Source organism: Rugamonas aquatica, from assembly GCF_009380215.1.
GTDB classification, from domain to species: Bacteria; Pseudomonadota; Gammaproteobacteria; order Burkholderiales; family Burkholderiaceae_D; genus Rugamonas; species Rugamonas aquatica_B.
Window position 1 is genome coordinate 29,027 of record NZ_WHUG01000021.1, and the last position, 25,590, is coordinate 54,616.

A 25,590-nucleotide genomic window follows, 5' to 3' on the forward strand; every position below is an offset into this window, starting at 1 on the left:
GTGATGAGATTGCTGGAAGTCTAACTGAAAAAGGGCCGCTGCCAGGCAGCGGCCCCGGTTGCTTCAACTACCGGTTAGAACTTGTAGCGCGCGCCGACCATGTAGCGCGGACCCTGCTGCGTCACCGACTCCAGCTGCTGCACGGTGCGGCTGTGCGTGCGGGTGATCGAGTTGCCCACGTTGATGCCCTCGAACTGGAAGCTCAGCTTGTCGTTGTAGTTGTAGCCCACGCTGACATCGAACTGGCCATACGCTTCCACGTACTGCGGGTTCGGGCCGGAGCCGTCGAAGGTCGACGACAGGAACTTGCCGCGCCAGTTGTAGGCCACGCGGGCGGTGAACTTCTTGTCCTCGTAGATGCCGACCACGTTCGACGAGTTCGACATGCCGACCAGCGCGAACTGCTCGCCCATCTTGGCGTTGTCGTAGCCCAGGCCCGAGTGCACGTAGGTGTAGTTGGTCGACACGCCGAAGCCGCTGTTGCCGAACATGTGCTGCAAGTTCACCTCCAGACCGTTCAGGCTGGCAGCCTTCTGGTTGGAATAGGAGTTGATCTTGAAGTTGGCGATCGGATCGTCCGGCTGGCCGACGATGGTGCCGGTGGTGTGGCCGTTGGCGTCCGGTCCGCGCGTCACGCCCGGCGCACCGTTGTGGTTGGTGAAGATGTAGTCGCGGATGCAGGTGGTGTCGCTGGTGGCGCAGCCATGGGCCAGCGCTTCGTTCCAGAACTTGCCGCCGGCCGGCGTGTGCAGGTTGAACGGCGTGGCGTCGATCTGCGACTGGCCGGCGTAGTTTTCCAGGTTCTTGCGGAAGTAGCCCAGCGAGAAGAAGTTCTGCTTGCCGTAGTACCACTCGTAGGACAGGTCCAGATTCTTGGACTTGACCGGTTTCAGCGCAGGATTGCCCTGGTTGCCGGTGCCGCCGAAGGTGCGGGTCAGACGGTCGAGCGTGGTGCCGCCCTGGATCTGGTCGTAGCGCGGACGGCCGATGGTTTCGCCCAGGCTGAAGCGGATCTTCTGGTCCGGCGTGATCTCGATGTCGGAGTCAAAGCTCGGCAGCAGGTTGTGGTACTTGCCGGTCAGCGTGGTGAAGGTCGGATCGCCGAAGGTGATCGGCAATTCGTTCTGCGAGACCCAGCTGATGTTGACGGCGGCCGGCACCAGCGCGGTCGAGACGACGTCGGTGGTTTCATAGCGCAGGCCGATGGCGGTGCGGATCGGCAGCTTGGTATCCCAGTCGGTGTTGAACTGGATGAAGCCGGATTTCGATTTCTCTTCGGTGCGGGCGTCGTTGTCGAAGGTGTTCTTCGGCATGTACAGCGCCGGCAGGCCGGACGCGGTGGCCGCCAGCTGGCGCACCTGGTTGAAGTTGAAGGTGTAGAACTGGTTGAACAGGTTGGAGCTGCCGCTGCCGCCGACATGGTCGAAGTACTGGCGCAGCGATTCCTGATGGAACACGCTGGCTGGATAATCCGACGGCTTGGTGGCGCCGCCCCAGGTGTCGCGCTGCTGGTTGGAGAAGGCCGAGCGGTTCTTGACTTCCGACGCGGCGACGCCGAATTTCAGTTCGGACGCTTCCAGTACTTTCCATGCGCCCTTGACCTGGGTCTGGTCGACTTCGCCCTTCATGTAGTTGTTGGTGAACACCGAACCGGTGACCTGCTGCGGGGACTTGGTGAAGTCGGCGCCCGAAATGCTCAGCACCGGGAAGTCATGGCTGAAGTCGACCGTGGTGTTGCCGCGGCTGAAGCTGGCCGTGCCCAGCGTGTTGCTCGAACCGAAGGGGCTGTCCGCTTTCGATTCGGCCGTCGAGTGGTGCGTGTCGAGTTCGAAGCGCAGGTCCTTGGTCGGTTTCCACACCGCGTTGAAGCCCAGCGATTTGTTCTGCGTCTTCGTGGCGAAGTCGGCCGCGCCCATGGCGATGTCGGAAGTGCCGCTCGGGATGAATTCCTGGTAGACCAGCGGGCTGGAGACCGGGCCGCCGGTCCAGGTGCTGGTCGATGGGCCGAGGTTGAACCAGGCCGACAGGTCGTTGCGCTTGGTCTGGATCTTGTTCTCGGAGTAGGTGTAGTCCAGCGTCGTCACCAGCGTGTCGACCGGCTTGTATTGCAAGGTCAGCTGGGCGTTGGTGCGCTGGCGTTTGACGCCGTTGAAGTTGTAGTTCAGGTTTTGCGGAACCGAGAACAAGTCTTTCGGGCCAGGGGCGTTGGCGGTGGCGCCTTTCAGCGCCTCGGCGCCGCCGCCCGGATCGCTGCCCAGGAAGGGACCGCGCCAGCCGTTGGAGACGGCGGCGGTGTTGTAGCCCAGATTGCGTTCCTGATAGCTGCCGGTCAGCGCCACGCCGAACTTGTTGTTGTCGAAGGTGTTCGAGTACAGGCCCGATACTTCCGGCGTGGTCGATTTGCTGGCCTTGACGTCGCCCGGCAGGTTGCCGTTGGTGCTGTCGTACACGCCCTTGGCGCCTATGCTCGCATGCATGCCCGGACGGTCGAACGGACGCGCGGTCATCACATTGACGGTGGCGCCGATGCCGCCGGTGGCCGTTTCGGCGCGGCTGGTTTTATACACCTGCAGCTGGGAGATCGCTTCCGACGCCAGGTTGGCGAAGTCGAAGGCGCGGCCGTTGAGGTCGCCCAGGTTGGAGGTCGGCATCTGGCGGCCGTTCAACAGCACCAGATTGAAGTCGGGACCGACGCCGCGCACGGTGATCTTCGAGCCTTCGCCGATCGAACGGTCGATCGAGACGCCGGAAATGCGCTGCAGCGATTCGGCCAGATTGGTGTCGGGGAACTTGCCGATGTCTTCGGCAACGATGCCGTCGACGATGCCGTCGGAATTGCGTTTCAGGTTCATCGAGGAAAGCAGACTCTGGCGAAGACCGGTAACGACCACGCTCTGGACTGCGGGCGCTTCGGCTGCCTTGACGGGGGCTTCCTGCGCCAGTGCCTGCCCGGCCGCCGCCGCGCAAGCGCTGGCCACCGCCAGGCTGATGAGTTTCTGTCGTGCCTTTGGATAATGCATGTTATCTCCTGTGTTTTTATGAACAGCTCGCTGCCACTTCCACGGATGGACATGGAAACGTTTCCATAGCAATCCGTCGAATAGTATGATTGACGAAATAGTTTGTCAATCGAAGTCAGCCGGCAGGGCCGCCTGCGCCCGTGCCAGCCATTAAAACTGCGCCATCGGTGTTGCAAAAAAATCGCCGGGGCCGGTAGGCGTCCCGTCTGCCGTTTCCGCCTTCCCGGTTTGGAAAGGTTTCCATTTCGTGTGGCAAATATAGCACCGAACGAAATTCAAAGTCAATTTGCAATGCCACATAAGCCACACCCGGTTTTCGTTGACAGAGGAAAGCAAGCCGCGCATCATGGCTGGTAACGTTTCCAAAAAGAGACACTTTGCATGCATGCTCGACCTTTTATTCGATCTTTGACGACGCTGGGCGCGGTCTGGCTGGGCTTGTTCCAGCCGGCGCCGGCGGCCGCCGCCGGCGCCGGGTCTGAACCCGCTGCCGGCTGGCCGCGCGGGGCGAGGGCGGCCGTCAGCCTGGCTTACGACGACGCCCTCGATTCCCAGCTCGACCACGCCATGCCGGTGCTCGACAAGTACGGCTTGAAGGGCAGCTTTTATTTGCAGTTGTCGAGCCCGGTGGTCGAGCGGCGGCTGGCGGCGTGGCGCCGCGCGGCCAGGCACGGCCACGAGCTGGGCAACCACAGCCTGTTCCATCAATGCTCGCGGGCGGCGCCCGGTCACGACTGGGTGCAGCCGCAGCGCAACCTCGACACCACCAGCGCCGAGCAGATGCAGGACCAGGTGCTGGCCGCCAACGCCATGCTGTACGCCATCGACGGCAAGCGCGAGCGCACCTACACCGTGCCCTGCGGCGACCGGCTGGCCGGCGGCGCGGGCGGCGTCGATTATCTGCCGCTGATCGCGCCGGCCTTCGCGGCGATCAAGGCCGGCGGCGGCGACGGCGTGACGGCGCCGATGGCCGCGCTCGATCCGTACGCGGTGGCGGTGCTGGCGCCGCAAGGCCTCAGCGGCCGGGAGTTGATCGCCATCGTCGAACGGGCGGCGCAGCAGGGCGGCATGGTCAACATCACCTTCCACGGCGTCGGCGGCGATTACCTGAGCACGTCGTCGGCCGCGCACGAGGAGCTGGTCCGCTACCTGGCCGCGCACCGCCGGATCTACTGGACCGACACTTTTATCAACATCATGACCTACGTGAAAAAGCACAAGCCGTGGCCACCATCAAAGACGTAGCCCGCCTCGCGGGCGTAGGACTGGGTACCGCTTCGCGCGTCGTCAGCGGCAAGGGTTCGGTATCGCCGGCCACGCTGGCGCGGGTCAAGGCGGCCATCGACGAGCTGGGCTTCCGCCCGTCGCACGCGGCGCGCACGCTGCTGTCGGGATCGAGCCAGATGATAGGCGTGTACATCCCGGTGCTGAGCGGCACCTTCTACACGCCCATCCTGCAAATCATCGACAACGAATTGCGCACCGCCGGCCTGCACATGGTGGTGGCCTTCGGCGCCGGCCTGGGCGGCGCGCGCCAGCAGGCGATCGAGGGCATCGAGTTCCTGATCGAGCGCGGCTGCGACGGCCTGATCCTGATGACCAATGTGCTGCAGGAAGAGGACATCGCCGCGCTGCGGCCGCAGTCCAACCACATGGTGGTGCTGAACCACAGCTTCGACAGCATCGCCGGCCAGTGCTTCACGGTCGACCACACGCTGGGCGGGCGGATGGCGGCGCGCACCTTGCTCGACCACGGCCACCGGCAGATCGCCGTGGTGGCCGGCCCGGCCAGCCTGCCGGACAACGTGGTGCGGGTCAACGCCTTCCTCGGCGAGCTGCACGCCAACGGCGTCGACATCGCCAAGCTATGGGTGACGGAGCGCGACTTTTCGCCAGCCGGTGGCTGGTCTGCGGCCAAGGAGCTGATGGATTCGAAGCAGCCGTGCAGCGCGCTGTTCTGCGCCAACGACGAGATGGCGGTGGGCGCGCTGTCTTACTTCCAGGAGGCCGGCATCCGCGTGCCGCACGAGCTGTCGGTGATCGGCTACGACGATACGCCCAGCGCGGAATTTTCGGCGCCGCGCCTGACCACGGTGCACATGCCGTGGCGCGAGATGACGCAGAACGGCATCAACGCGCTGCTCAACAGCTGCTACGGCCTGCAGCGTCCCGTCACGCGCGGCTATCCGGTGACGATGACCTTGCGCGCCTCGCTGGCCTCCCATCCCGCCGCCAAACCGGCGCGCCGCAGCGGCAAAAGCTGACCCTTGCCCCGCCGTGGTGCGGGGCACTTTCCTGGTGCAATATCCCCTGTTTTGGTGCGGATTGGCGGCTGCACGCCTGCGCGATCGCCGGAAATCGTTTTTCATAGTTGTTAATTTGCCGCATGAACCTGGTTTAACGCGGAAGTTTGCCGGAAACAATGGACGCTCAACAATGATGTCTATACATTCATCTGTAGCAACAATCATTACCGAGCACCCGTAGCACCAGCAACAGACACCTATAACATCACGAAAATAAAAGAGATCGCACATGAAGAAGAACTTTCCATTCGCAGCGTTGTTATTGTCCGCCAGCCCTTACGTCCTGGCTCAAGCCCAGGCCCAGGCAGAAGCTGCCGCCGTCGCGCAAACCGCCGCCGTGCAGTCCGCTGCCGCGGCCGATGCGACACCGGACGATATCCAGAAAGTGGTGATTGTTTCCACCGGTAGCCGCGGCGCCCAGCGCACCATGGTCGATACGCCGGTGCCGGTCGATATCATCGGCTCGCGTGAGCTCAGCAAGACCGGTCAGGCATCGCTCGATAAAGCGCTGCAATTCCGCGTGCCTTCTTTTAACACCGTGCAAACGCCGGTCAACGACGCCACGTCGCTGCTCGACCCGTACGAGATCCGCAACATGGGACCGAGCCGCGTGCTGATCCTGATTAACGGCAAACGCAAGAACGCCAGCTCGCTGGTCTACACCCAGACTTCGCCGGGCCGCGGCGAAAGCGGCTCCGACATTTCCGCCATTCCGCAAGACGCGATCAAGCGCATTGAAGTGCTGCGCGACGGCGCCTCGGCGCAGTACGGTTCCGACGCCATCGCCGGCGTGGTCAACATCATCCTCAAGGACAATGCCGAGGGCGGTTCGGTCACCGCGCGCGCCGGCATCACCCATGAGAGCGACGGCAAGATGGGCGGCCTGAGCCTGAACCATGGCGTGGCGCTGGGCGATCGCGGCTTTATCAATTACACGCTCGACGTTTCCCACGTTGGCTTGTCCAACCGTCCCGGCATCGTGGATGCCCGCGCCGAGCCCGATACGCTGGGCGGCACCTTGGCCGATGCGCAAGCCTTCCTGGCGATCAAGCCTGACGCCGGCAACATCAACGGCTCGCCTGCCACGTCCGCGCAAAAAGCGCTGGTCAACAGCCGCTACGAATTGAGCGACGACGTCTCGGTCTACGGTAACGCAGCCTACGTGCACAAGCAGGTCGACAGCTACGCCAACTACCGCACGCCGTACTGGCGTCCGACCGACTACGGCCTGCTGCACCCGGCCGGCAGCCCTTACCTGGGCTATGTGCCTACGTTTGTCGGCAAGCTCGACGACTACAACGCCACCGGCGGCGTCAAGTTCCAGCTGGGCGGCTGGGGCACGGACCTGAGCCTGACCTACGGCGGCAATGAGCAAAGCTATGAAGTCGGCAATTCGGTCAACCGCAGCCTGGGCGCTGCCTCGCCGACGCACTTCAACGCCGGCGGCGTGAAGTTCGAACACTTCGTGTTCAACGGCGACATCTCCAAGCAAGTGGCGTCGACCGTCAGCGCGTATGCGGGTACCGAAATCCGTCATGAAAAATTCAAGACCATCGCCGGCGAAGAAGCGTCGTATATCGGCACCGGTGCGGATTCCTTCGCCGGTAACGATCCGCGCAATTCCTTCCCGACTTCGCGCTCGAACTACGGCGTGTACGGCGGCGCGACTTGGGATATCAGCGACAGCCTGCTGATCGACGGCACCGGCCGCTACGAAAAGTACAGCGACTTCGGCAGCGCGTTCGTGTGGAAGCTGTCGTCGCGCCTGAAAGTCAGCGAGCAGCTGACCCTGCGCGCATCGGCATCGACCGGCTTCCGCGCGCCATCGCTGGCGCAGATCTACACGCAGAAGGCGCAGTATTCCTTCGTGCCGGGCAAGGGCATTCAGGTCTCCGGCCTGGTCAACAATGTGTCCAAGGAAGCGGCGGCGCTCGGCGTGCCGAAACTGCAGGCCGAGAAGTCGAACAACATCACGCTGGGCCTGGGTCTGAAGCCTGACAACAACACCAGCATCACGGTCGACTACTACAACATCAAGGTCAAGAACCGTATCGTGCTCGGCAAGGAAATCGTCCCGGCCTGTAACAAGCCCGACCCGGTCGAGCAAGACGCTTGCGTGAAGGCCAGCCCGCTCGATCAGGTGCTGAACGCCAACGGCATCGTGTCGGTGAGCTTCTTCGCCAATGCGCTGACCAGCCGTACTTCGGGTCTCGACTATGTGCTGTCGCGCAAAAACCTGCCGCTGGGCGAAGGCAAGGTCACGCTGAACCTGTCGGGCAATCTGTCGCTGAAAAACGAGCGTGAGGGCAACGTCAACAATCCTTCGACGGTGGCGGCGGCGAACCAGTCCGTGCTCGACCCGACCCAGGAAGCGCTGATGTTCACGTCGCGTCCGAAGTTCAAGACCATCTTCGGCGCGGACCTCGACTACCGCGACTACAACTTCTCGCTGAATAACACCGTGTTCGGTCCTACCCACTTCCGCAACGCCGGTTTGGACAACAACCTGGAAGTGGCGTTCAAGACCAAGGTGGTCACCGACTTCGCGTTCAACTACAACGTGGCCAAGAACGTGACCTTGTCGTTCAACGTCAACAACATCCTGAACGTGACGCCGAAGTGGAATATGCGGGCGCTCAACTCGGCCGGCCAGGCCCTGCTGGACAGCAAGGTCAAAGACCCGGCTACCGGCATGACCCCGTCCGAAGTGCAGTCGAACTCGATCACCTTCGACGGCCGCTATTCGATGGTGACCTACGATGGTTCGCAGTTCAGCCAACTGGGCCGCACCTTCGCCGCTTCGCTGAACTATCGCTTCTAAGCGCGGCGCCGCAGCTATAATGGGGTCCGCCGTTCCCGCAAGGGGCGGCGGACCTTTTTTATGGAGTGGTACACATGGTTTCGTTACAAGATCAATTGCTGAAGGCCGGCCTGGTTGCCAAGAACAAGGTCAAGGTGGCCAATCAGGAGAAGAGCAAGCAGAAGAAGGAAGAGCGCCGCTCCGGCACGCAGTCCGTGGACGAGGCCAAGCTGGCCGCGCAGGAGGCGCAGCGCAAGCTGGCCGAGCGCAACCGCGAACTGAACGCGCAGCGCGACGCCGCGGCGCAGCAGAAAGCCATCGTGGCGCAGATCGCGCAGATGGTGCAGCAGAACCGCCAGGACAAGGGCCGCAACGGCGACATCGCCTACAACTACACCCACGGCAGCAAGATCGAGCGCATGTTCGTGACGGCGGCGGTGCGCGAGCATCTGGTGGCCGGCCGCCTGGTGATCGTGGTGCTGAACGGCGTGGCCGAACTGGTGCCGCGCGTGATCGCCGACAAGATCGCCGAGCGCGATGCGGCGATGGTGGTGCGCGTCAACAAGAGCACCACCACCGTGGAAGAGGACGATCCTTACGCCGCCTTCCAGATCCCCGACGATCTGATGTGGTAATCAGCCGGCCAGCCTGCCCTTGAGCAGGTTCAGGCCTTGCGCCAGCAGGCCGTCGGCCGGCACTTCGCCATGCGGCGTCAGCTGGTCGATAATCTGCGGCAGCAGGTGCGCCAGGCCGGACGACACCTGCGACGGATCGATGCCGGCCTAGCCGGCGATCTGTTGCAGCTGATCCGAACCCAGCGCCGCTTCCAGCTGGGTGCCGGAAATGGCCTGGTTGGCGCCCGTGCCTATCCACGACATGACCTGGTCCGCCAGGCCGCTGTTCTTCAGTTGCTCCAGCACGGCGGGCACGCCGCCGGCGTTGTCTATCATCGCCATCACGCCCGACAGCAAGTTCCCTTGCTGCCCCTCGGCCTGCTGTCCGCCTCCCAGCGATCCCAGTACCTGTCCTGCCAGTTGATCCAGTAAGCTCATCATCTTCTCCGGTGGGTACGGCGGTCGAGATGTCATCTTTGCACTAAATCAAGGGCAAGGCAAGCGGCTTACAGCGCCGCTTCCAGGATGCGGCGGCTGCGCGCCAAATCGATGTCGCGGTGCTCGCCCAGGCTGGTCATGCCGTGCGTGGACAGCTGCTCCAGCACCGCCTCCACCGCCGGCTGGCCCAGGTCGTAGGCCGACAAGCGGGTCGGGATGCCCAGGCCCTCGAAGAAGGCGCGGGTGCGGGCGATGGTGGCGTCGATGCGCTGCGCTTCGCTGCCGTCGCGGATGCCCCACACGCGGGCGCCGTACTGCAGCAGCTTGGCGCGCTTGGTTTCGCGCTGCACTTCCAGCAGCGACGGCAGCACCAGCGCCAGCGTGCGCGCATGGTCGATGTCGTACAGCGCGGTCAGCTCGTGGCCGATCATGTGGGTGGCCCAGTCCTGCGGCACGCCGGCGCCGATCAGGCCGTTCAGCGCCAGGGTGGCGCTCCACATCAGCGTGGCGCGGGTGTCGTAGTCGTCCGGCTCGGCCAGCGCCTGCGGGGCGATTTCCACCAGCGTCTGCAGCAAGCCTTCGGCAAAGCGGTCCTGCACCGGCGCCTGCGCCGGGTAGGTCAGGTATTGCTCGACGGTGTGGACGAAGGCGTCGACCAGGCCGTTGGCCACTTGCTTGGCCGGCAGCGTGAAGGTCTTGGCCGGGTCGAGCACGGAGAACTGCGGGAACAGCAGCGGGCTGCGGAACGGCAGCTTGGACTGGGTGGCCTTGTGCGTGACCACCGCGCCGTTGTTCATTTCCGAGCCGGTGGCCGGCAGCGTCAGCACCGCGCCGAAGGGCAGGGCGCGGCGCACCTTGGCGCCGCCGCTCTGGGCGATCTCCCACGGTTCGCCGTCGTACAGCGCGGCGGCGGCGACGAACTTGGTGCCGTCGATGACCGAGCCGCCGCCCACCGCCAGCAGATAGTCGATCTCGTCGCGGCGCACTTGTTCGACTGCGCGCATCAGGGTTTCGTAGCTGGGGTTGGGTTCGATGCCGCCGAACTCCCTGACCACGCGTCCACCCAGGGCGGTGCGGACTTCGTTCAGCGTGCCGGTCTTTTCCGCGCTGGCGCCGCCGTACAGGATCAGTACGCGGGCGCTGTCCGGCACCAGGCGGGACAGTTGGGCGATGGTGTCGGCGCCGAAGACGATCTTGGTCGGGTTGTGAAATTCAAAGTTCTTCATGCTAGCTCCTGTTATTAGACTGGTCGTCTAGTTAATGCCGTAAAAAAAGCGCGGGCGACAGGCCCGCGCCTGGGATGGGTGTCAGTGGCGCGGCTGCGTATCCGGCGGCAGGCCCAGCATGGCGACCGTGGCCCGCCACGCGGCGCGCAGCGCGCTGGGCTCGCGCCGCAGCTTGGTCAGCATGGCGGCGCCCAGCCACATCTGGTACAGCGCCAGCGCCGTGTGGGCGGCGTCGGCGGTGGGCGGCAGCGAGCCTTCGGCCACGGCCTGGACGATGCCGTCGGCCAGGCGGGCGACGATGCGGTTGGTGCCGTCCAGCAGCGCGCTGCGCATGGCTTCCGACATGTCCGCCACTTCGCTGCCGAGCTTGACCACCAGGCAGCTGCAATCGCTGTAGCCGGCGCTGCTGTCTTCCCAGCTGGCCCAGTAGTCCAGCAGCGATTGCGCGGCGTTCTGGCCGTGCTGGTTCAGCAGGCGGTCGATCTGCGCCAGGTATTGCTCGACATGGTCTTCCAGCAGCGCCACGCCGAACAGCTCCTTGGATTTGAAGTAGTGGTAGAAGGAGCCCTTGGGCACGCCGGCCGCCGTCAGGATCTCGTTCAAGCCCACGCCGGCAAAGCCTTTGCTGAGGATGATGGTCTTGCCCGTGTCCAGGATGTGCTGGCGGACGTTGTGGTGTTCTGTGGTCATGGTGGCGCCATGATAGCACAATTAGACCAGTCGTCTAGAGTCCGGCGAAAACTAGAAAAAATATTCTAGATCATTTGTTCTACTTGCTTTACACTGGCCTTCGCTAACCCCACATGAAAGGCTGGTCTCCATGCATCGTTTCATCAAGAGCGTCGTACTGTTTGCCGTGGCTGTACTGGGAGGGGCCGCCGCTGCGGCCGATCTGGCCGGGCTGGACCGTTATCTGCAGGGCGAGATGCAGCAGCGCCGGATACCGGGCTTGCAGCTGGCGGTGGTCCAGGCCGGCAAGGTCGTGCTGCTGAAATCCTATGGCATGGCGGAGCTGCCGAACTCGGTCCCGGTCGGCAATGGCAGCGTGTTCTCCATCAACTCCGCGACCAAGACCTTCACCGGCGTCGCCGCCATGCAGCTGGTGGACGCGGGCAAGCTGGAGGTTGCCGCGCCGGTGTCGCGCTACCTGGCCGACCTGCCGGCGCCGTGGCGCGGCGTGACGATCACGCAGTTGCTCGACCACACCTCGGGCATCCCCAACATCATCAGCGACGAGACCTCGGCGCTGGTCGTTCCCGGCGATGTCGAGGCGGCTTGGCGGCTGGTGCAAACCCTGCCGATGGAATTCAAGCCCGGCGAGCGCTTCAGCTACAACCAGACCAACTATATGCTGCTGGGTAAAGTCATCGACCAGCTGAGCGGGCAGCCGTTCGCGCAGTTCATGCAGCGCCGCCAGTTCGACGCGGTCCGCATGCCCCACACCGGCTTTGGCGATGCGCGCGACGTGATACCGCACAAGGCGCCGTCCTACCGCATGGACAAGGACGGCAAGACGTTGCGGCCCATCATCGATGATTTCCCGGAGCAGATGCGTACCGGCGCCGGCCTCAACTCCAGCGCGGAAGACCTGGCGCACTGGATCATCGCGCTGCAAAGCGGCAAGCTGGTGTCGAAGGCGGGGCTGGCGCGGCTGTGGACGCGCGGGCAATACAACGATGGCGCTCCGGGGCGGTGGGCGCTGGGCTGGCCGGCCATCGGCCAGGGGGAGTATCGGGCGGTCGCGGGCATAGGCGGGGCACGCTCGGCGTTTTATGTCTACCCGGACCAGGACCTGGCCGTCGTCATCCTGACCAATCTGTCCGGGGCTTCTCCGGAGCAGATGATGGACAGCGTGGCCGGCTATTTCCTGCCCGGCTTGAAGCGCGCCCGCGCGGGCGGCTAGCGCTGGCAAAAAGGCCACCCGCAGGTGGCCTTGAGGTTTAGCCGCGTGCCGGTTTGCGGCGCCGCGCGACGACGCCCAGCAAGCCCAGGCCGGCCAGCAGCATGGCGTAGGTGTCGGCTTCAGGCACGCTGCGCACCACCAGCTGGTCGGCAAAACCGTGGGCGCCCGGCTGGCCGAACCATGGGCCGAAAGGCTGGCCGCCGCCATCCTGCCAGTCGCAGTGGCTGAAGGAGTTGCTGAAGTAGGCGGTGGCGCAGGCGGCCGCGCCGGTCAGGTTGGCGTTGGCGGCGGCGAAGTAGGCGCCGGTCGCCGGGTCGGTGCCGCCCAGCGGCACGTTGGCGCCGGCGAACATGAAGTCGGTGGCTTTGGGCGCGTTCTGCAGTTCCGCAGCCGTCGGCAGGCGCCAGCCGAATTGCGATTGGTAGGACAGGTCCAGGCCATCGGAGGCGGGTAGCGGGAAGGCCCACGCCCAGTCCAGATTGTTGTAGCTGATGTAGGCGTTGCTGGCCACCGGCGCTTCGACCAGGGCGGCGTGGGCGCTGCCGGCGGCGGCGCAAAAAGCGAGTGCAAGGCTGAGACGTTTAGCGAAGATCATAGTTTCCCTTGTAGTTGGTTTTTATTCGAAATACCGAGACTGGAACGGCAGGCTACCCCGGCGACTTGCACAAAACAATTGAAATAATTGAATGGAAGTTGTGTTTACGCCAGTTGTGCAGATTTAGCGGGATGGGCGGTGGATTTCGGCTAGCGGATCGGAGCCGGTCCGCACGATTTGCTGGACTAAATAGCAACATTTGCTTATTCTGCGGGGATGCCAAGTATGCTTGCCACCCCCGTCATGCAGCTCCGCCAGATCCGCCCGCCCGGATGGCTGCCGCCGTGGGCGGTGGCGGCGCTGGTGTGGAATCTGCTGGCGCTGCTGGGCGCGCTGGCCAGCTATGGCGATGCGCGCCAGGCCGCCGTCCCGGCAACGTTTGCGGCGACGCTGTTGCGCTTCGTGATCGTGCATCTGCCGCTGAACGCGGTCAGCCTGGTGTTGGCCATCGGCTTTCATCGCGCCGGTTTCCGGCGTCAGCAACTGCTGCTGGCTTACGGGGCGGTGCTGCTGGCCTTCCTTCCTTTGCTGAGCATCTGGCACAGCGCGATCAACAATCTTTTCAGCGGCCGGCCGCTGGCCGCGCTGCCGGCTTTGCTTAGCCAGCAGAGCGCGCTCAGCTGGTGGTTCGATACGCTGGTGCTGACGCTGGCGTTCGGCGCGCATCTGGCATACGGCGCCTGGCGTCACGCGCAGGCGCAGGCGTTGGCCGGGCAACTGGCCCGGCAGGGCAATCTGGCGTTGCGCTTGCGCCTGTTGCAGGGACAGCTGGAGCCGTATTTTCTGTCGAGCGCGCTGGCCGGCATCGGCCAGCTGAACCGCGAGGGCTTGCGCGAACAGGCTACCCGGGCGCTGGCCCGCCTCAGCGGCCTGCTGCGTTATGCGCTGCGCGCCAGCCGCTCGGACTGGCAAAGCGTCGCCGATGAAATCGAGTTCTTGCGCGACTATGTCGACTTGCAGCGCTTGTGCCACGGCGCCGGCCTGGCAGTCCAGTGGCAGCTGGGCGATGACGACTGGGCCGATTACCGCTGCCCGCCGCTGCTGCTGTTTCCGATGCTGGAGCGGGCGCTGTCCACGCGACCGCAACAGCTGACCGTGCGCATCGGCACGCAGCAGGCGGACGGCGGGCAGCAGGTGCTGGCCGAGGTCAGCTATGTGACCGGCGGCCACCGCGCACGCAGCGCCGGCGGCGATGCGCTGGCCGCGCTGGCCGAGCGCCTGGCCATGCTGTACGGCGACGCCGCCAGGCTGGCCTCGCACGCCGACGGCGACACCGTCCATATCCGCTTGTTCTATCCGGTATCGCGGCATGACGATTGACGCCGCCATCGCCATGCCGCCGGCCCTGGCGACACCCGCACAGGCTGGCGCGCCGGCGCGCATGCTGCGCGGCTGGCGGCCATGCCTGGCTATCCTGCTGGGCTGGCAAGTGCTGGCGCTGCTGGAAGCGCTGGCCAGGGCCGTTGACGCCGGCCACGGCGGGCACACGCTGGAACTGGGCCGCCTGATGGCGGGCCTGGCGCTGCAATACCTTCCGCTGGTGCTCAACAGCTGGGTGCTGGCGCTGGTGTTCCACCGCCAGCAGGAAGCCATGCTGCGGCCATCCCGGTTGCTGCTGGCATTTTTTGTATCAATGACGGTTTTCCTGCCACTGCTCACCGGCGCCGACCTGCTGATCGCCATGCGGCGCGACGGCCGCCCGTGGCAGGATTTCCCCATCATGCTGTCGCAGCTCGGACACATGACCTGGTGGTACAACATCTTCGTCGTAAGCCTGGCCTTCCTGGCGCAGGCCGCCTACAGCGCATGGCGGCGCGGCCGCCAGCAGGCATGGTCGGCGCAGCACGCGCACACGGAAAACCTGCAACTGCGCCTGGGCCTGCTGCAGGGGCAGCTCAAGCCGCACTTCCTGTTCAACGCGCTCAACAGCATCAGCGCGCTGGTGCGCACCGCCGATGCCGCGCTGGCCGACCGCGCCCTGCAACGGCTGGGCGAGCTGCTGAACTATGCGCAGGCCGCGGGCCAGGGCAGGCCGGCCAGCGTGGCCGACGAACTCGACTTCCTGCGCACCTATCTCGCGCTGCAAAGCCTGCGCTACGGCGACCGCATGCACGTGGCTTGGAGCGTCGAAGCGCGCGACTGGGGCCGCCATGCCTGTCCGCCGCTGCTGTTCCAGCCGCTGGCGGAAAACGCCGTGCATCACGGCGTCGAACCGCATCAACTGGAATGCCGCATCGATATCGCGCTGGCCTGTGCCGACGGCATGGTGTGCCTGCGCATCACCAACCCGGTACTGGCGGGCGCGCGCGCCGGCCACGGACTGGGCCTGACCATGACGCGCGAACGCCTCGCCATCCTGTACGGGCAGCGCGCCGACCTTCACATAGACGCCGATGAACACCACTACACTATCGAACTGCGTTTCCCCGTCGACGGCCGGCAAGCGGCCTAGGACGGTCCTGATCGTCGACGACGAGCTGCCGGCGGTCGCCAACCTGGAATGGCTGCTGGCCCGGCGCCCGCACTGGCGCCTGCTGCCGTCGTGCCGTTCGAGCGAACAGGCGCGCATCCAGCTGCAGGCCACGCCGGCCGACCTGGTGCTGCTCGACATCCAGATGCCGGGCCAGTCCGGCCTGGAGTTCGCGCGCGAACTGTGCCAGCAGCCGGGGGCGCCGCTGATCGTCTTCACCACCGCCTACGACGAGCATGCGCTGAGCGCCTTCGACATCTTCGCGCTCGACTATGTGCTCAAGCCCTTCGACGACGAGCGCTTCGACCGCATGCTCAGGCGCGCCGCGCAGATGCTGGAGCTGAACCAGCAGGCCGAATTGAACGGCGCCGTGCACGACTACCTGCGCGACCGTGCGGCCGACGAAGCGGCGCAGGCCGCGCCGCTGCTGGAGCAACTGGTGGTGCGCACCGCCAGCGGACTGGAGCGCGTTTCGGTGGACGAGATCGAGTGGATAGGCGCGGCCGGCAACTATGTCGAACTGCACCTGGCCGGGCGCGTGGTCCTGCACCGCACCACCATCACGGCGATCGCCGGCCGGTTGCCGGCGCAGGACTTCGTCCGCGTGCACCGGACCGCCGTGGTGCGCAAGTGCGCCATCGTCGGCCTGCGCAGCGACAGCGACGGCGCCCCCGCCGTGCGCCTGGCGCAGGGCGACACGGTGCGGGTCAGCGCCAGTTACCTCAAGCAGGTGCAGACCCTGTTCGCCTGAACGCGGGCGGCGGCCAGTTCATCCCAAATCCTGCCCAATTGATCACATAGACATAGCCGGCAGTTTTACCTTCATGGCAAGCTTCGCAGACCTTACGGCTTACCACAGGAGGATCACCAGGATGAACAAGATCGGTATCAGCATGCTGGCGCGCATGGCCTGCATGGTTTTCGCTTGCGTCGTGATGAGCGCGTCCGCGCAGACGCTGTCGCAGGAGGGCGAGAAGTCGCTGGAAAACAGCGTCAAGATCGTCCGCGTCCACAATCTCGATTTCCCCGTACTCGACGTCGGCAAAGGGCCTGTCGTCTTGCTGTTGCACGGCTTTCCTGACTCGCACCGCGTATGGCGCAAGCAGGTGGCCCCATTAGTTCGCGCCGGCTACCGCGTGGTCGCGCCGGATCTGCGCGGTTACGGCGATGCGCCGATCTTGCCGAATGTCGCCGACTACAGCATCAACAAGGTGCTGGGCGATGTGGTCGGCCTGCTCGATGCGCTGAACATCCCGCAGGCGCGCGTGGTCGGCCACGACTGGGGCGCGGCCGTGGCCTGGTATCTGGCGGCGTTCTTCCCCGACCGCGTGGAGCGCCTGATGGTGATGTCGGTGGGCGCGCCGTGGACGCCTGAGTTCAGCAGCATCGAGCAGCGCGAGAAATCCTGGTACGGCTTGTTCTTCCAGTTCGAAGGCGTGGCGGAAGCGACGCTGCGCAAGAACGACTGGGCACTGTTGCGCGGCCTGGCCCGCAACGAGGGCGATATCGACGCGGCCATCGCGCACTTCTCGCGGCCGGGCGCGCTGACCGCCGCGCTCAACTGGTACCGCGCCAATTCCAAGCCGCAGATGCCGGCGCCGGACGGCACGCCGCCGCAAGCGCTGCCGAAGGTGCGCGCCAATGTCACCGGTGTCTGGAGCGAGCAGGACCACTATCTGACCGAGGAGCAGATGCAGGCCTCGGGCGGCGAAGTGCTGGGCCGGTGGCGCTACCAGCGGCTGGACCGCGCTGGCCACTGGATGATGCTGGAGCAGCCGCGCCAGGTCAGCGAGTTGATCCTGGACTTCCTGGCCCGCTGAGCGGATCTCGGCCCGCCGGCATCGGCGGGCTCACGGCGCCGCGCCGTAGACCACGCAGCCGCTCTTGCCGTTGCGCTTGACGTGGTACATGGCGTTGTCGGCGCACTGGACCAGCTCGGCGAGGCTGCGCCCGTGCTGCGGATACAGGGCGATGCCGATGCTGGCGCCCAGCGCATAGACCTGGCCGGCGACCTGTATGCCTTCGGTCAGCCGCGCCAGCAGCTTGCCGGCGACGTCGCTGGCCTGGCCGTCGTGCTCCAGCTGGGTGGCGATGACGACGAACTCGTCGCCGCCGACGCGGGCGCAGATGTCGGTGCTGCGGGTGCAGCTCTTGAGGCGGGCGGCGACCGTCTTCAGGACTTCGTCGCCGACCCCATGGCCGGCGGTGTCGTTGATGGGCTTGAAATTGTCGAGGTCGATATAGAACACGGCGACCACGTGGTGCGGGCGGGTGGCCAGCAGCAGCGCCTGGTCGAACAGCGTGTTCATGTAGCGCTTGTTATTGAGGCCGGTAAGCGGATCCTGGAACGCCATTTCCAGCGCCTTGGCCTCGGCGTCGATCAGCCGCATCTGGAACAGCGCCAGCACCGCCGCCAGCAGCGAGAAGTATTGTGTCAGCACCAGCGCGGTGCCGACCACGAAGGCGTAGCGCGACCAGATCGGGAACAGTTCGATCAGCGCCGGCGCCGCCAGCCAGTGGACGGCCAGCGCGAGACTGGCGGCGGCGGCCATTGCCATCGGCCAGCGCGGGAAGCCGGCGCGGTGTTGCAGGATCAGCCAGCCCGTGCAAGCGAGCAGTACGGCGTTGACGCTGCAATACCCGCTGGCGCGCAGGAAGGGCGCGAAGCCGGCGGCCAGTGCCAGCAGCAGCCACAACTCGCCGGCCAGCGCGGCGGCCCAGCACCAGCGGAGCCGGAGGTTCAGGTTCAGGAAGCGGGCCAGGCCGGTCAGCAGCAGGGGCTTCTCCAGCACGATGAACGCGACGTAGACCGGCAGCAGGCGCTGGTCATCCGCGGGCGATGCGAAGAACAGGCTGAGGCGGGCGAGCAGGGCGCAGCCGATGGAGAGCGCCCACCAGCCGGCGCCGGGGTTGGTTCTGGGGATCTGGACCGCCCAGATGAACAGGAGCATGAAAATGAAGTAGGTGGTGCTTCCGAATGTATGAACGGCTTCATACGACATCATTGCGTTTCTCCCCGCGCGACCGGCCCCATGTATGGAGCCATCTTACACCCGGACATGGTGACTATTCGATAGTTTCTTCACGCGGGAAAACGCCCATACTTGAAGCCTTGCCTGCTTGATGGTGCATCGAGGTGAACCCCATGATGTCCAGCGATCTATCGGAGCGCGTCGCCGGCGCGCCAGCCCCGGAACCGCCGCGCGCGCCGTTGAGGTCGCTGGCGATCGTGTTTGTGGTGCTGGTGTGCGCTTCCCTGATCGGCATGCAGGCCTGGCTCACCGCGCATGCGCGCGCCGTCCAACTCGCCGAATCGGAAGCGGCCTCCGCCAACCTGGCGGAGGCCGTGGCCCAGCATGCCTATGACACGATCAAGGAAGCCGACACGGTGCTGGTCGGGCTGGTCGAGCGGCTCGAACACGATGGCAAGTCGGCGCCCGAGCTCGACCGCATCCACGAGCTGCTGGTGCGCCGCGTCGCCGAACTGCCGCAGCTGCACGGCATCTTTGTCTACAACGCCGACGGCAGCTGGCTGGTCAACGCGCAACCGGTGTTGCTGCGCAATCAGAACAACTCGGACCGCGAGTACTTCGCCTACCACCGCGAGCACGCCTACCGCGGCATGCATATCGGCCCGCCGGTGCGCAGCCGATCCACCGGGGACTGGGTCGTGACGGTGTCGCGCCGCTTCGACCGGCCGGACGGCGCCTTTGCCGGCGTGGTGCTGGCCACCATCGACATGGATTACTTCCAGAGGCATTTCCAGCGCTTCAAGATCGGCGACGAGGGCGCCATCTTCCTGGCGCTGGAAAGCGGCATCGTGCTGGTGCGCCGGCCGTTCAGCGAGAAATCGCTGGGCCGTGACATCTCCAGGCTGCCGCTGTTCCGCGACTACCTGCCGAAGGCGCCGGTCGGCACCGTCACGTTCACCTCGGCCCAGGACGGCGTGACGCGGATTAACAGCTACCGCCGGCTGGAGCAGTATCCGCTGGTGGTCTCGGCCGCGCTGTCCAAGGCCGAGGTGCTGGCGCCGTGGCGCGCCGACGCTTATTTATACGGCGGCGGCGCGGTGGTGCTGGTGGTGGCGATAGCGCTGCTGGGGCTGCGGCTGGTGCGCCAGATTCAACTGAGGACGCAGGCCGAAGCCGAACTGGTGCGCGCCCGCAATGCGCTGGAGACGCTGAATCAGGCGCTGGAGCGCCTGGCCATGCAGGATGGCTTGACCGGGCTGGCCAACCGGCGGCAGTTCGATGTCTCGCTGAAGAACGAGTTCAGCCGGGCCATGCGCAATGGCAGTTCGCTGGCGCTGGTCATGCTCGACGTTGACTGCTTCAAGCAGTACAACGATATCTACGGCCATGCCGCCGGCGACGAGTGCCTGAAGGCGATCGGCCAGATCGTCGCCGACAGCAAGCGCAGGCCGGGCGACGTGGCGGCGCGCTATGGCGGCGAGGAGCTGGTCGTGCTGCTGCCGGGGACGGATGTGGCGGGGGCCATCGTGGTGGCCGAGAATATCCGGGCCGCCGTGGAACTACTGGAGCTGACGCATGGCGGCAGTACGACCTGCCGTGTGACGGTCAGCGCCGGCGTCGAAGCGCTCGCGCCGGTGCGCTTCGAGACCGAGCCGGTCGATCTGGTCAAGGCTGCCGACCAGGCGCTGTACCGGGCCAAGTCGCAGGGGCGCAACCGGGTGTGTTCAGCCGGCGACGAGGGGGAGCGCCGGGCGGCGCCGGTGTTTGCTTGTTCGCAAAGTTGACGTGCCGGGCGGTTGACGCGGTTCGATCTCTTTGCTACGTTCAGGGCCTCCTGCGCTTTGCCGCTTTCCTTCCCTGACGCCCTCTATGAACTCCAACGACCCATTTCCACAGGACTGGCCCGAGCACCTCGCGCACGACGCGAAGGTGTCACCGGTCGATGCCGCGCCGCCATTTGGCCGCGCGCTGCTCGACTTCAGCGGCATGGATGCGACCACGTTCGAACAGTTTTGCTGGTGGCTGCTGAAGAAAGACCACGCGCTGGTCGGGTGCAAGCGTCTGGGCGGGCCAGGCACGGAGCAGGAGGGCATCGATCTGCTGGCATTCGACCCCAGCGACGCTGGTCGACTGCGAGTATTTGAGTGCAAGGCGTGGAAGAAATTCACGCCGACCGCGTTGACGCATGCCATCGACGCCTTCCTCGCAGGTGAATGGGCCGGGGCGGCTGACCGTTTCACGCTCATCCTCGCGCAGAGAGATGTCGGATCGGCCCTGTCGAAACGCTGGGTGGAGGAAGTGCAGCGGCTCAAGCGGGCGGGAATTGAAGGTGAGCTGTGGACCGCCCACAATCTGACCCTCCAGGCACAGCGCTATCCGGACATCCTGACGAAGTTTTTCCCGTTCCATAGCGTGGAGACGTTTGCCAACCTGTGGATGGAACGGGTGGCCTTTTATGAACTGGTCGCCAAGTCATTCTTCGATCCTCGCGAACAGGTGGCGCAGTGGGCGCGCCGGCTCATGGGCGATGAGCATGCGCGCGGTGAAAACGATACGTCTGAGGACAGTCAGGTAGTGCCGGCAGCGAAGCCAGAGCGCGCCGTCGGCGCTGGCGATGAAGCCGCCGAGTTGTCCGGGCCATCGCCGTTTATCGACGGAATTTATCGAAGCGTCACGCAGTTTGGCAGCAGCTGGCATTTCAAAGGGCCGTGGTTCCACTTCAGCGCAATCTTGCCCGATGAGCGTTTCACGCATGCATCCGCAGCAATTACGTTCAACCGGCCCGACATGCAGGGCGTGGTGCTGACCGTCGACCACACGTGGCTGTTGACCCGTTTTCTGTTCAAGGTGGGGGCGCCGCTGCGCAGCCGGTGCCGCGACGTCATTCTTGGCGAAGTGCCCAATGAACACGGGCTGTTCGTACTGGATTTGCCGCATTGTAGGCTTTCCCTGCAGGAGGCGGGAGTGCGCCACCTGCTCGAAGTAGCAGACCTCCTGACTGTGGCGATGCGCGATGCCTTGCAGGGGCTCGAACGTCGATGGTCCGCACAACACTTTCCGTTCGTGATGCGCGGAGGGAAGAAAGTTGCGCTTGCCGCCATGCCGCGGTCGCTTTGGCGTGCGATCGGCCAATTCGCCGTCGAGCATGATGAGTCAAAGGGCGATAGCGCCTGGCATATGTTTGATGGCGATACCCAGATGTTAAAACCGTTTCACCGGATCGCGACGGAGCGATTCGACAGCGGATATCACGGCATTTTTTATGTGGCCGAAATCGATGGCCTATCCTATTCCGACGAAGTGGTCTTGCTATGGCAACCGGACGGGCCGCAACCTGAGCAGGCTTGCTCGCCGCGCGGATGGTGGTCTTGCGAGTTCGCTGTCGCCTGGCTCCATGATGCGCTGCTGCCGGAAGTGAAGCGTTGGGCGGTCCAGCGCAGTTTCGGGACGGTCTGGTCACGGCTTTTCAAGTCGCGCCAGGCGCAGGCCTACTCGCGATACCTGGACGAGGTGTTTGTGATGCGCGACCTGAGTGAGCAGCCGTTATTGGTGGAGGGACGACTCACCAGATCGCTCGTCGAGAGCGTGCAGGAGTTGCAATCGTTTTTCTACGGAGCCTCGGCCGAGCAGTGCTTCATTCGTCCCGGCGAAGTGGACGCGCTGTATGAAACCGTCGCCCTGGCGGCAAAAGCGGGGCGCGGTTATGTGGGCTATGCGCAATCGAAACTGGGGATCCGGGAAGATCTGGCCGATCACGCCGATTTGATCGCCCACATTCGCCTATACGTCCGCGATGGGCGTGTCCGTGCGAACTCCGGGGCTGCGGATGGAGCGTTGCGCGCCCTGCTGGAGATGCTGAGCGATTCCGACGCCCATCTGGACGACGCCGACCGGAAGGCTATCGTGGATAGTCTCATGCCTTTCGCCAGGATGCTGGATGAGGCAATGTTCGTCCGCCGCCACACCAAATGGAGCTAGCGGTCCCCGTGGGAGGCGACTCAGTTACGTTTCAAATTTTTGCCGAAAAAATCGACCACCGCAGTGTTGAATGTTTGATGAAACGCCGCTCTGTCAAAGCCGGGGTCGCTTTTGCAAATGGCGGGGGCTATGTTCGCGAGCGCGGCGCTGCAAGGCGGCAGGAAGTCGAAATGGCCGGCTTTGCGCACCACGTGGTAGTCCGGTACTTCCGGGAGAGCCTGACGAACTGCTTCGGCGTAACGAGGATGCGGCAGCAGGACGTCGTCCTCGGCGCGCCAGAGCTGCACCGGTATCTTGACGTCTTTCAGCCCATCCGGCGAGAGCGTGAACCCCAGCGCCGGAGCCGCCACAACCGCCGCCTTGATGCGACGATCTTGCGCGAGGCTGGTATCGGGCAGCGCGATATCAGCCTGTGCGGTCTTGGCTTTCAACTGGCAAGCAAAATCCTCCGGATGTTCGCGGCACATCGGGCCCACCTTGGAGAAATCTGCACGCCCGCCGATGCTTGCCAGTGTAGTAAAGCCGCCGGCAGAAAATCCGAACATCCCGATGCGTGTTGCATCGATGGCGGCGCGGCCGTCCCAGCTTGACAGCATATGGTCTATCACACGGCTCATTTGCTTGGGGCGATCCATGATGTAGATGCTGCGGCTCTGGTCGGCGTAGTTGTCGCCCGTGTGGCTGACGGCCGCGACGACATAGCCCGCGTCAGCCAAGGCGATGGCGGTATCGTAGTGTTCCAGGTATGAGCCTCCGGTGCCGTGCGACATCACCACCAGCGGCAATGCGCGTCCCTCTACGGCGCCGTTGAACGCCACCGACATCGTTGTCGCTCCCATGGCCACGGACTTTGGTGCCGCCTGGCTCGGATACCAGATGCCGATCTCCAGCGGTTTGCCGTTGGGATCGACGGCAAATCCGTGCTGGAATCCGGCAGCATGCACACATGCGCCCGAAAGCGCTATGGCCAGCGTGGCCATAGCGGAGAGCACAGTTAGTTTCAAGCTTTTCATAGATGGTTCCGGAGGAAGGTAGCAGTTAAAAATATGGCCTCATCCCGCTATGCCCAGAATGCCGTGCAGATAGGCGACATGCCGGTCAAATGCGGTTCTGCCGCTGGCGGAAATGGCGATGCGCGTGCGCGGTTTTTTTCCGATGAAGTCTTTCTCGACCACGACGTAGCCGGCCTTTTCCAGGGTGCCGATGTGCGCGCCGAGGTTGCCTTCGGTGGCCTCCACGATCGCGCGCAAGCGCACGAATTCAAGTTGCTCTCCGCGCGGCAGGGCTTTAAGCGTCGCCATGATTTTTAACCGCACGGGTTGGTGGATGATGTCGTTGAATTCGGCCATGTCACACCCGCTTCAGCCATGCGCCGGTCAGTATCAGGGCGCTGCCGCCGACAGTGGCCATCCATAAATTGAAATGGCTGTGCAGCAGGAAGAAACCGAGCAAGGTGAGGGCGCCGATGAGTACGCCCAGGATCACGAGCCGTCTGCCGTGCCAGATGCCAAGAAGGATATAGGCGGTGGCGATGAGCAGCGGAACAAAGGCGGACATCTGCCTGCCCGAATGCGGCGGCAAGATCGCAAAAGTCGCCATCGTGAAAGCCACGAGGGTGAGGAGGATGGCGCCGATGCGCCTATGCTCTTTGCCGGCGGCCCAGCCGTTGGCGCGCGCAATGCCGATCGACAGGGCGGCGCCGACGCTGTTGGCGATCAGCCATATCAGTCCCGCTTCGGCAGGCAGGGCGTCGCTTGAACCGTAGGCCGCCATCCACACGCAACCCCACAGTATCAAGTGGGGCGCTATCTTCGCGTACTTGTACAGCGTCGCGCTGCGATGGCCCGCGTGCTCCAAATCCTGCAATGCGCTTTCCGCCTGCTCTTTCGATATTGTCATCAGATGCACCTTGATTAATTCAGAGTACTCTATCATGCAGAGTGTGTGAATGCAAGCGGTGACGCGCATGCTGTTCTGGTCTTTGCCCGGTCAGAAAACGCCAGATCGCCGTGCGCGCCGCATGGAATGATCGACCGTGTTGTTCCAGGTACAGGGGCGCCGAAAACTGCTTAGAGTAGGCAATGCGAACGAGGTGGGAAGATGAGTATCGAGCAAATGAAAACACGCGTCAAAGAGATGATGGCGGCGAGCTACGGCAATGCGGTGGCCAATGTCGTGGCCGACGATGGGCAGATTGCCGGAGCCTTCTTTGTGCGGGCGAAGGATGCCGCGGCGATCCGTAATGTGTGCCGAAGCGGCGGCTACATGATTTCGTTCCGGGTCGCCGGCCAGCACACCCTGGCGCGTATCGACGGCGGCAACCCGTGCAAGGGGCACAAGATCACCGACAAATCCATCAAGGAATCGGCGACTGACGGGTTTACTTATACCGACCTGAGCCAGAGCGACTTCAGCCGCTTGCGCGGCCTGGTCGGCAAACCGGTCAGCCGCGAAGATAAACACCTGAGCGCGGTCTGGAAAGTCAAGCCTGACAATACTTACGAATCAGTGCCGCTGGCGGACGTCAGGCGCGTCATGGCCGATGATAAGGAGCTGGCGCGGTTCTACACCGGCGACTATGACATGCACGATTTGCTGAAAAAGGTGGGCGGCGGCCCGCTGAACCGCGTTCTGGCCGGCACGCCCGACGAAGCCAGCGCCATCGAGGCATTCAACCTGGCCATCCTGAATGGCGATCCGGCGCGCAAAACCAAGGTGAACGCATGGGTCAACGCCAGCCAGCCCGCCAAGCGCCTTGCCACCTCCGAATATGCGCTGATACGCCATGGCGCGCAGACCTCGTTCATCAGCTACCTGTTGGGGCCGGGCGAGACCGAGCTGCGTGCCGATCGGGCGGCAACCACCATCCCGCTGGAGGACCTGGTCAACAATATTGATCCGAAGATTTGCGTGTTTGCGGCGGATGGCCGGGCGTTCATCCTGGACACCGTCGCTAAAATTTACCGCTACTACGCCGACAACAATCTGCTGGATCAGATCCCGTTCTACTACTTCTTCAGGGACCTCAAGAAGCTGGACCCCAACTACAAGAGGGACCTGGTCACCTACGCGAGGGAGATTAACGCCTATATCGCCAATTGCTACGGTTGAAAAGAGCTTGCCGTTTGATAAATAAAAAACGCCACCCGAAGGTGGCGTTTTTTTGAATTCTTGGTGGCCCGGGGCGGAATCGAACCACCGACACAAGGATTTTCAATCCTCTGCTCTACCAACTGAGCTACCAGGCCAAGGGCCGCAATTATAGCAG

The 25,590-nt window shown here is 64.2% G+C and carries 20 protein-coding genes, 1 tRNA gene and 1 pseudogene; 12 read left to right on the forward strand and 10 right to left on the reverse strand.

Annotated features, from left to right (window positions below; translation table 11 throughout):
* Nucleotides 1–74: 74 nt before the first annotated feature.
* Nucleotides 75–3,020, reverse strand: coding sequence for a TonB-dependent receptor (locus GEV02_RS30455; protein WP_152841561.1), 2,946 nt, complete (start codon nt 3,018–3,020; stop codon nt 75–77).
* 381 nt (nt 3,021–3,401) lie between these two features.
* Between GEV02_RS30455 and GEV02_RS30460 the strand changes: the two genes are divergently transcribed.
* The 4 genes from GEV02_RS30460 to GEV02_RS30475 all read left to right on the forward strand — a co-directional run bounded on the left by GEV02_RS30460 (nt 3,402) and on the right by GEV02_RS30475 (nt 8,761).
* On the forward strand, nt 3,402–4,265 hold the full coding sequence (locus GEV02_RS30460) for a polysaccharide deacetylase family protein (protein ID WP_152841562.1): 864 nt from the start codon (nt 3,402–3,404) through the stop codon (nt 4,263–4,265).
* Nucleotides 4,244–5,284 carry a LacI family DNA-binding transcriptional regulator gene (locus tag GEV02_RS30465; RefSeq protein ID WP_328595956.1) on the forward strand — a complete coding sequence of 347 codons (1,041 nt, stop codon included), beginning with the start codon at nt 4,244–4,246 and terminating at the stop codon, nt 5,282–5,284. The genes GEV02_RS30460 and GEV02_RS30465 overlap by 22 nt, the downstream gene beginning before the upstream one ends.
* Nucleotides 5,285–5,555: 271 nt before the next feature.
* Complete coding sequence (locus GEV02_RS30470) at nt 5,556–8,147, forward strand: TonB-dependent receptor plug domain-containing protein (protein ID WP_152841563.1); 2,592 nt, start codon at nt 5,556–5,558, stop codon at nt 8,145–8,147.
* 74 nt (nt 8,148–8,221) lie between these two features.
* The gene (locus GEV02_RS30475; RefSeq protein WP_152809282.1) at nt 8,222–8,761 is read left to right on the forward strand and encodes a DUF2058 domain-containing protein; all 540 of its coding nucleotides are present in this window, start codon (nt 8,222–8,224) and stop codon (nt 8,759–8,761) included.
* Here GEV02_RS30475 and GEV02_RS30480 read toward each other — a convergent pair.
* The 3 genes and pseudogenes from GEV02_RS30480 to GEV02_RS30490 form a co-directional block, all read right to left on the reverse strand.
* Nucleotides 8,762–9,214 (reverse strand): annotated as a pseudogene (locus GEV02_RS30480) (YidB family protein).
* Between the two features lie 32 nt (nt 9,215–9,246).
* The gene (locus GEV02_RS30485; protein ID WP_152841564.1) at nt 9,247–10,404 is read right to left on the reverse strand and encodes an iron-containing alcohol dehydrogenase; all 1,158 of its coding nucleotides are present in this window, start codon (nt 10,402–10,404) and stop codon (nt 9,247–9,249) included.
* An 81-nt stretch (nt 10,405–10,485) separates the two neighbouring features.
* The gene (locus tag GEV02_RS30490) at nt 10,486–11,094 is read right to left on the reverse strand and encodes a TetR/AcrR family transcriptional regulator (RefSeq protein WP_152841565.1); all 609 of its coding nucleotides are present in this window, start codon (nt 11,092–11,094) and stop codon (nt 10,486–10,488) included.
* Nucleotides 11,095–11,224: 130 nt separating this feature from the next.
* On the opposite strand from GEV02_RS30490, the gene GEV02_RS30495 reads away from it, so the two are divergent.
* Entirely contained in the window at nt 11,225–12,307 is a 1,083-nt protein-coding gene (locus GEV02_RS30495; protein WP_152841566.1) for a serine hydrolase domain-containing protein, read from the forward strand.
* A 37-nt stretch (nt 12,308–12,344) separates the two neighbouring features.
* On the opposite strand, the gene GEV02_RS30500 is transcribed toward GEV02_RS30495, so the two are convergent.
* Nucleotides 12,345–12,902, reverse strand: a complete 558-nt coding sequence (locus GEV02_RS30500) for a PEP-CTERM sorting domain-containing protein (protein ID WP_152841567.1) — start codon at nt 12,900–12,902, stop codon at nt 12,345–12,347.
* Between the two features lie 225 nt (nt 12,903–13,127).
* On the opposite strand from GEV02_RS30500, the gene GEV02_RS30505 reads away from it, so the two are divergent.
* The 4 genes from GEV02_RS30505 to GEV02_RS30520 all read left to right on the forward strand — a co-directional run bounded on the left by GEV02_RS30505 (nt 13,128) and on the right by GEV02_RS30520 (nt 17,192).
* Nucleotides 13,128–14,222: a histidine kinase gene (locus GEV02_RS30505; protein WP_152841568.1), complete on the forward strand. Its 1,095-nt coding sequence runs from the start codon at nt 13,128–13,130 to the stop codon at nt 14,220–14,222.
* A complete protein-coding gene (locus tag GEV02_RS30510) occupies nt 14,212–15,354 on the forward strand; it encodes a sensor histidine kinase (protein ID WP_152841569.1) in 1,143 nt (380 codons plus the stop codon). The genes GEV02_RS30505 and GEV02_RS30510 overlap by 11 nt, the downstream gene beginning before the upstream one ends.
* Nucleotides 15,296–16,123 (forward strand): LytR/AlgR family response regulator transcription factor, encoded by an 828-nt coding sequence (locus tag GEV02_RS30515; protein ID WP_152841570.1) that lies wholly within the window; start codon nt 15,296–15,298, stop codon nt 16,121–16,123. The genes GEV02_RS30510 and GEV02_RS30515 overlap by 59 nt, the downstream gene beginning before the upstream one ends.
* Nucleotides 16,124–16,244: 121 nt before the next feature.
* Complete coding sequence (locus tag GEV02_RS30520; protein ID WP_152841571.1) at nt 16,245–17,192, forward strand: alpha/beta fold hydrolase; 948 nt, start codon at nt 16,245–16,247, stop codon at nt 17,190–17,192.
* A 30-nt stretch (nt 17,193–17,222) separates the two neighbouring features.
* On the opposite strand, the gene GEV02_RS30525 is transcribed toward GEV02_RS30520, so the two are convergent.
* Nucleotides 17,223–18,377: a GGDEF domain-containing protein gene (locus GEV02_RS30525; protein ID WP_152841572.1), complete on the reverse strand. Its 1,155-nt coding sequence runs from the start codon at nt 18,375–18,377 to the stop codon at nt 17,223–17,225.
* A gap of 140 nt (nt 18,378–18,517) precedes the next feature.
* Here GEV02_RS30525 and GEV02_RS30530 point away from each other — a divergent pair, with 140 nt between their 5' ends.
* Together GEV02_RS30530 and GEV02_RS30535 are read left to right on the forward strand one after the other, a co-directional pair.
* Nucleotides 18,518–20,128, forward strand: a complete 1,611-nt coding sequence (locus GEV02_RS30530) for a sensor domain-containing diguanylate cyclase (RefSeq protein WP_152841573.1) — start codon at nt 18,518–18,520, stop codon at nt 20,126–20,128.
* A gap of 85 nt (nt 20,129–20,213) precedes the next feature.
* Entirely contained in the window at nt 20,214–22,322 is a 2,109-nt protein-coding gene (locus GEV02_RS30535; protein WP_152841574.1) for a hypothetical protein, read from the forward strand.
* Nucleotides 22,323–22,342: 20 nt separating this feature from the next.
* Here the strand turns inward: GEV02_RS30535 and GEV02_RS30540 are convergent, their stop codons facing one another.
* The 3 genes from GEV02_RS30540 to GEV02_RS30550 are packed head-to-tail and all read right to left on the reverse strand — an operon-like array spanning nt 22,343 to nt 24,290.
* The gene (locus GEV02_RS30540) at nt 22,343–23,335 is read right to left on the reverse strand and encodes an alpha/beta hydrolase family protein (protein ID WP_235923083.1); all 993 of its coding nucleotides are present in this window, start codon (nt 23,333–23,335) and stop codon (nt 22,343–22,345) included.
* 39 nt (nt 23,336–23,374) lie between these two features.
* On the reverse strand, nt 23,375–23,671 hold the full coding sequence (locus GEV02_RS30545; protein WP_152841575.1) for a winged helix-turn-helix domain-containing protein: 297 nt from the start codon (nt 23,669–23,671) through the stop codon (nt 23,375–23,377).
* Between the two features lies 1 nt (nt 23,672).
* Nucleotides 23,673–24,290, reverse strand: a complete 618-nt coding sequence (locus GEV02_RS30550) for a hypothetical protein (RefSeq protein ID WP_152841576.1) — start codon at nt 24,288–24,290, stop codon at nt 23,673–23,675.
* Between the two features lie 132 nt (nt 24,291–24,422).
* Between GEV02_RS30550 and GEV02_RS30555 the strand changes: the two genes are divergently transcribed.
* Nucleotides 24,423–25,433: a hypothetical protein gene (locus GEV02_RS30555; RefSeq protein ID WP_152841577.1), complete on the forward strand. Its 1,011-nt coding sequence runs from the start codon at nt 24,423–24,425 to the stop codon at nt 25,431–25,433.
* Between the two features lie 61 nt (nt 25,434–25,494).
* Here GEV02_RS30555 and GEV02_RS30560 read toward each other — a convergent pair.
* Nucleotides 25,495–25,570, reverse strand: a tRNA-Phe gene (locus tag GEV02_RS30560).
* Nucleotides 25,571–25,590 lie beyond the last annotated feature (20 nt).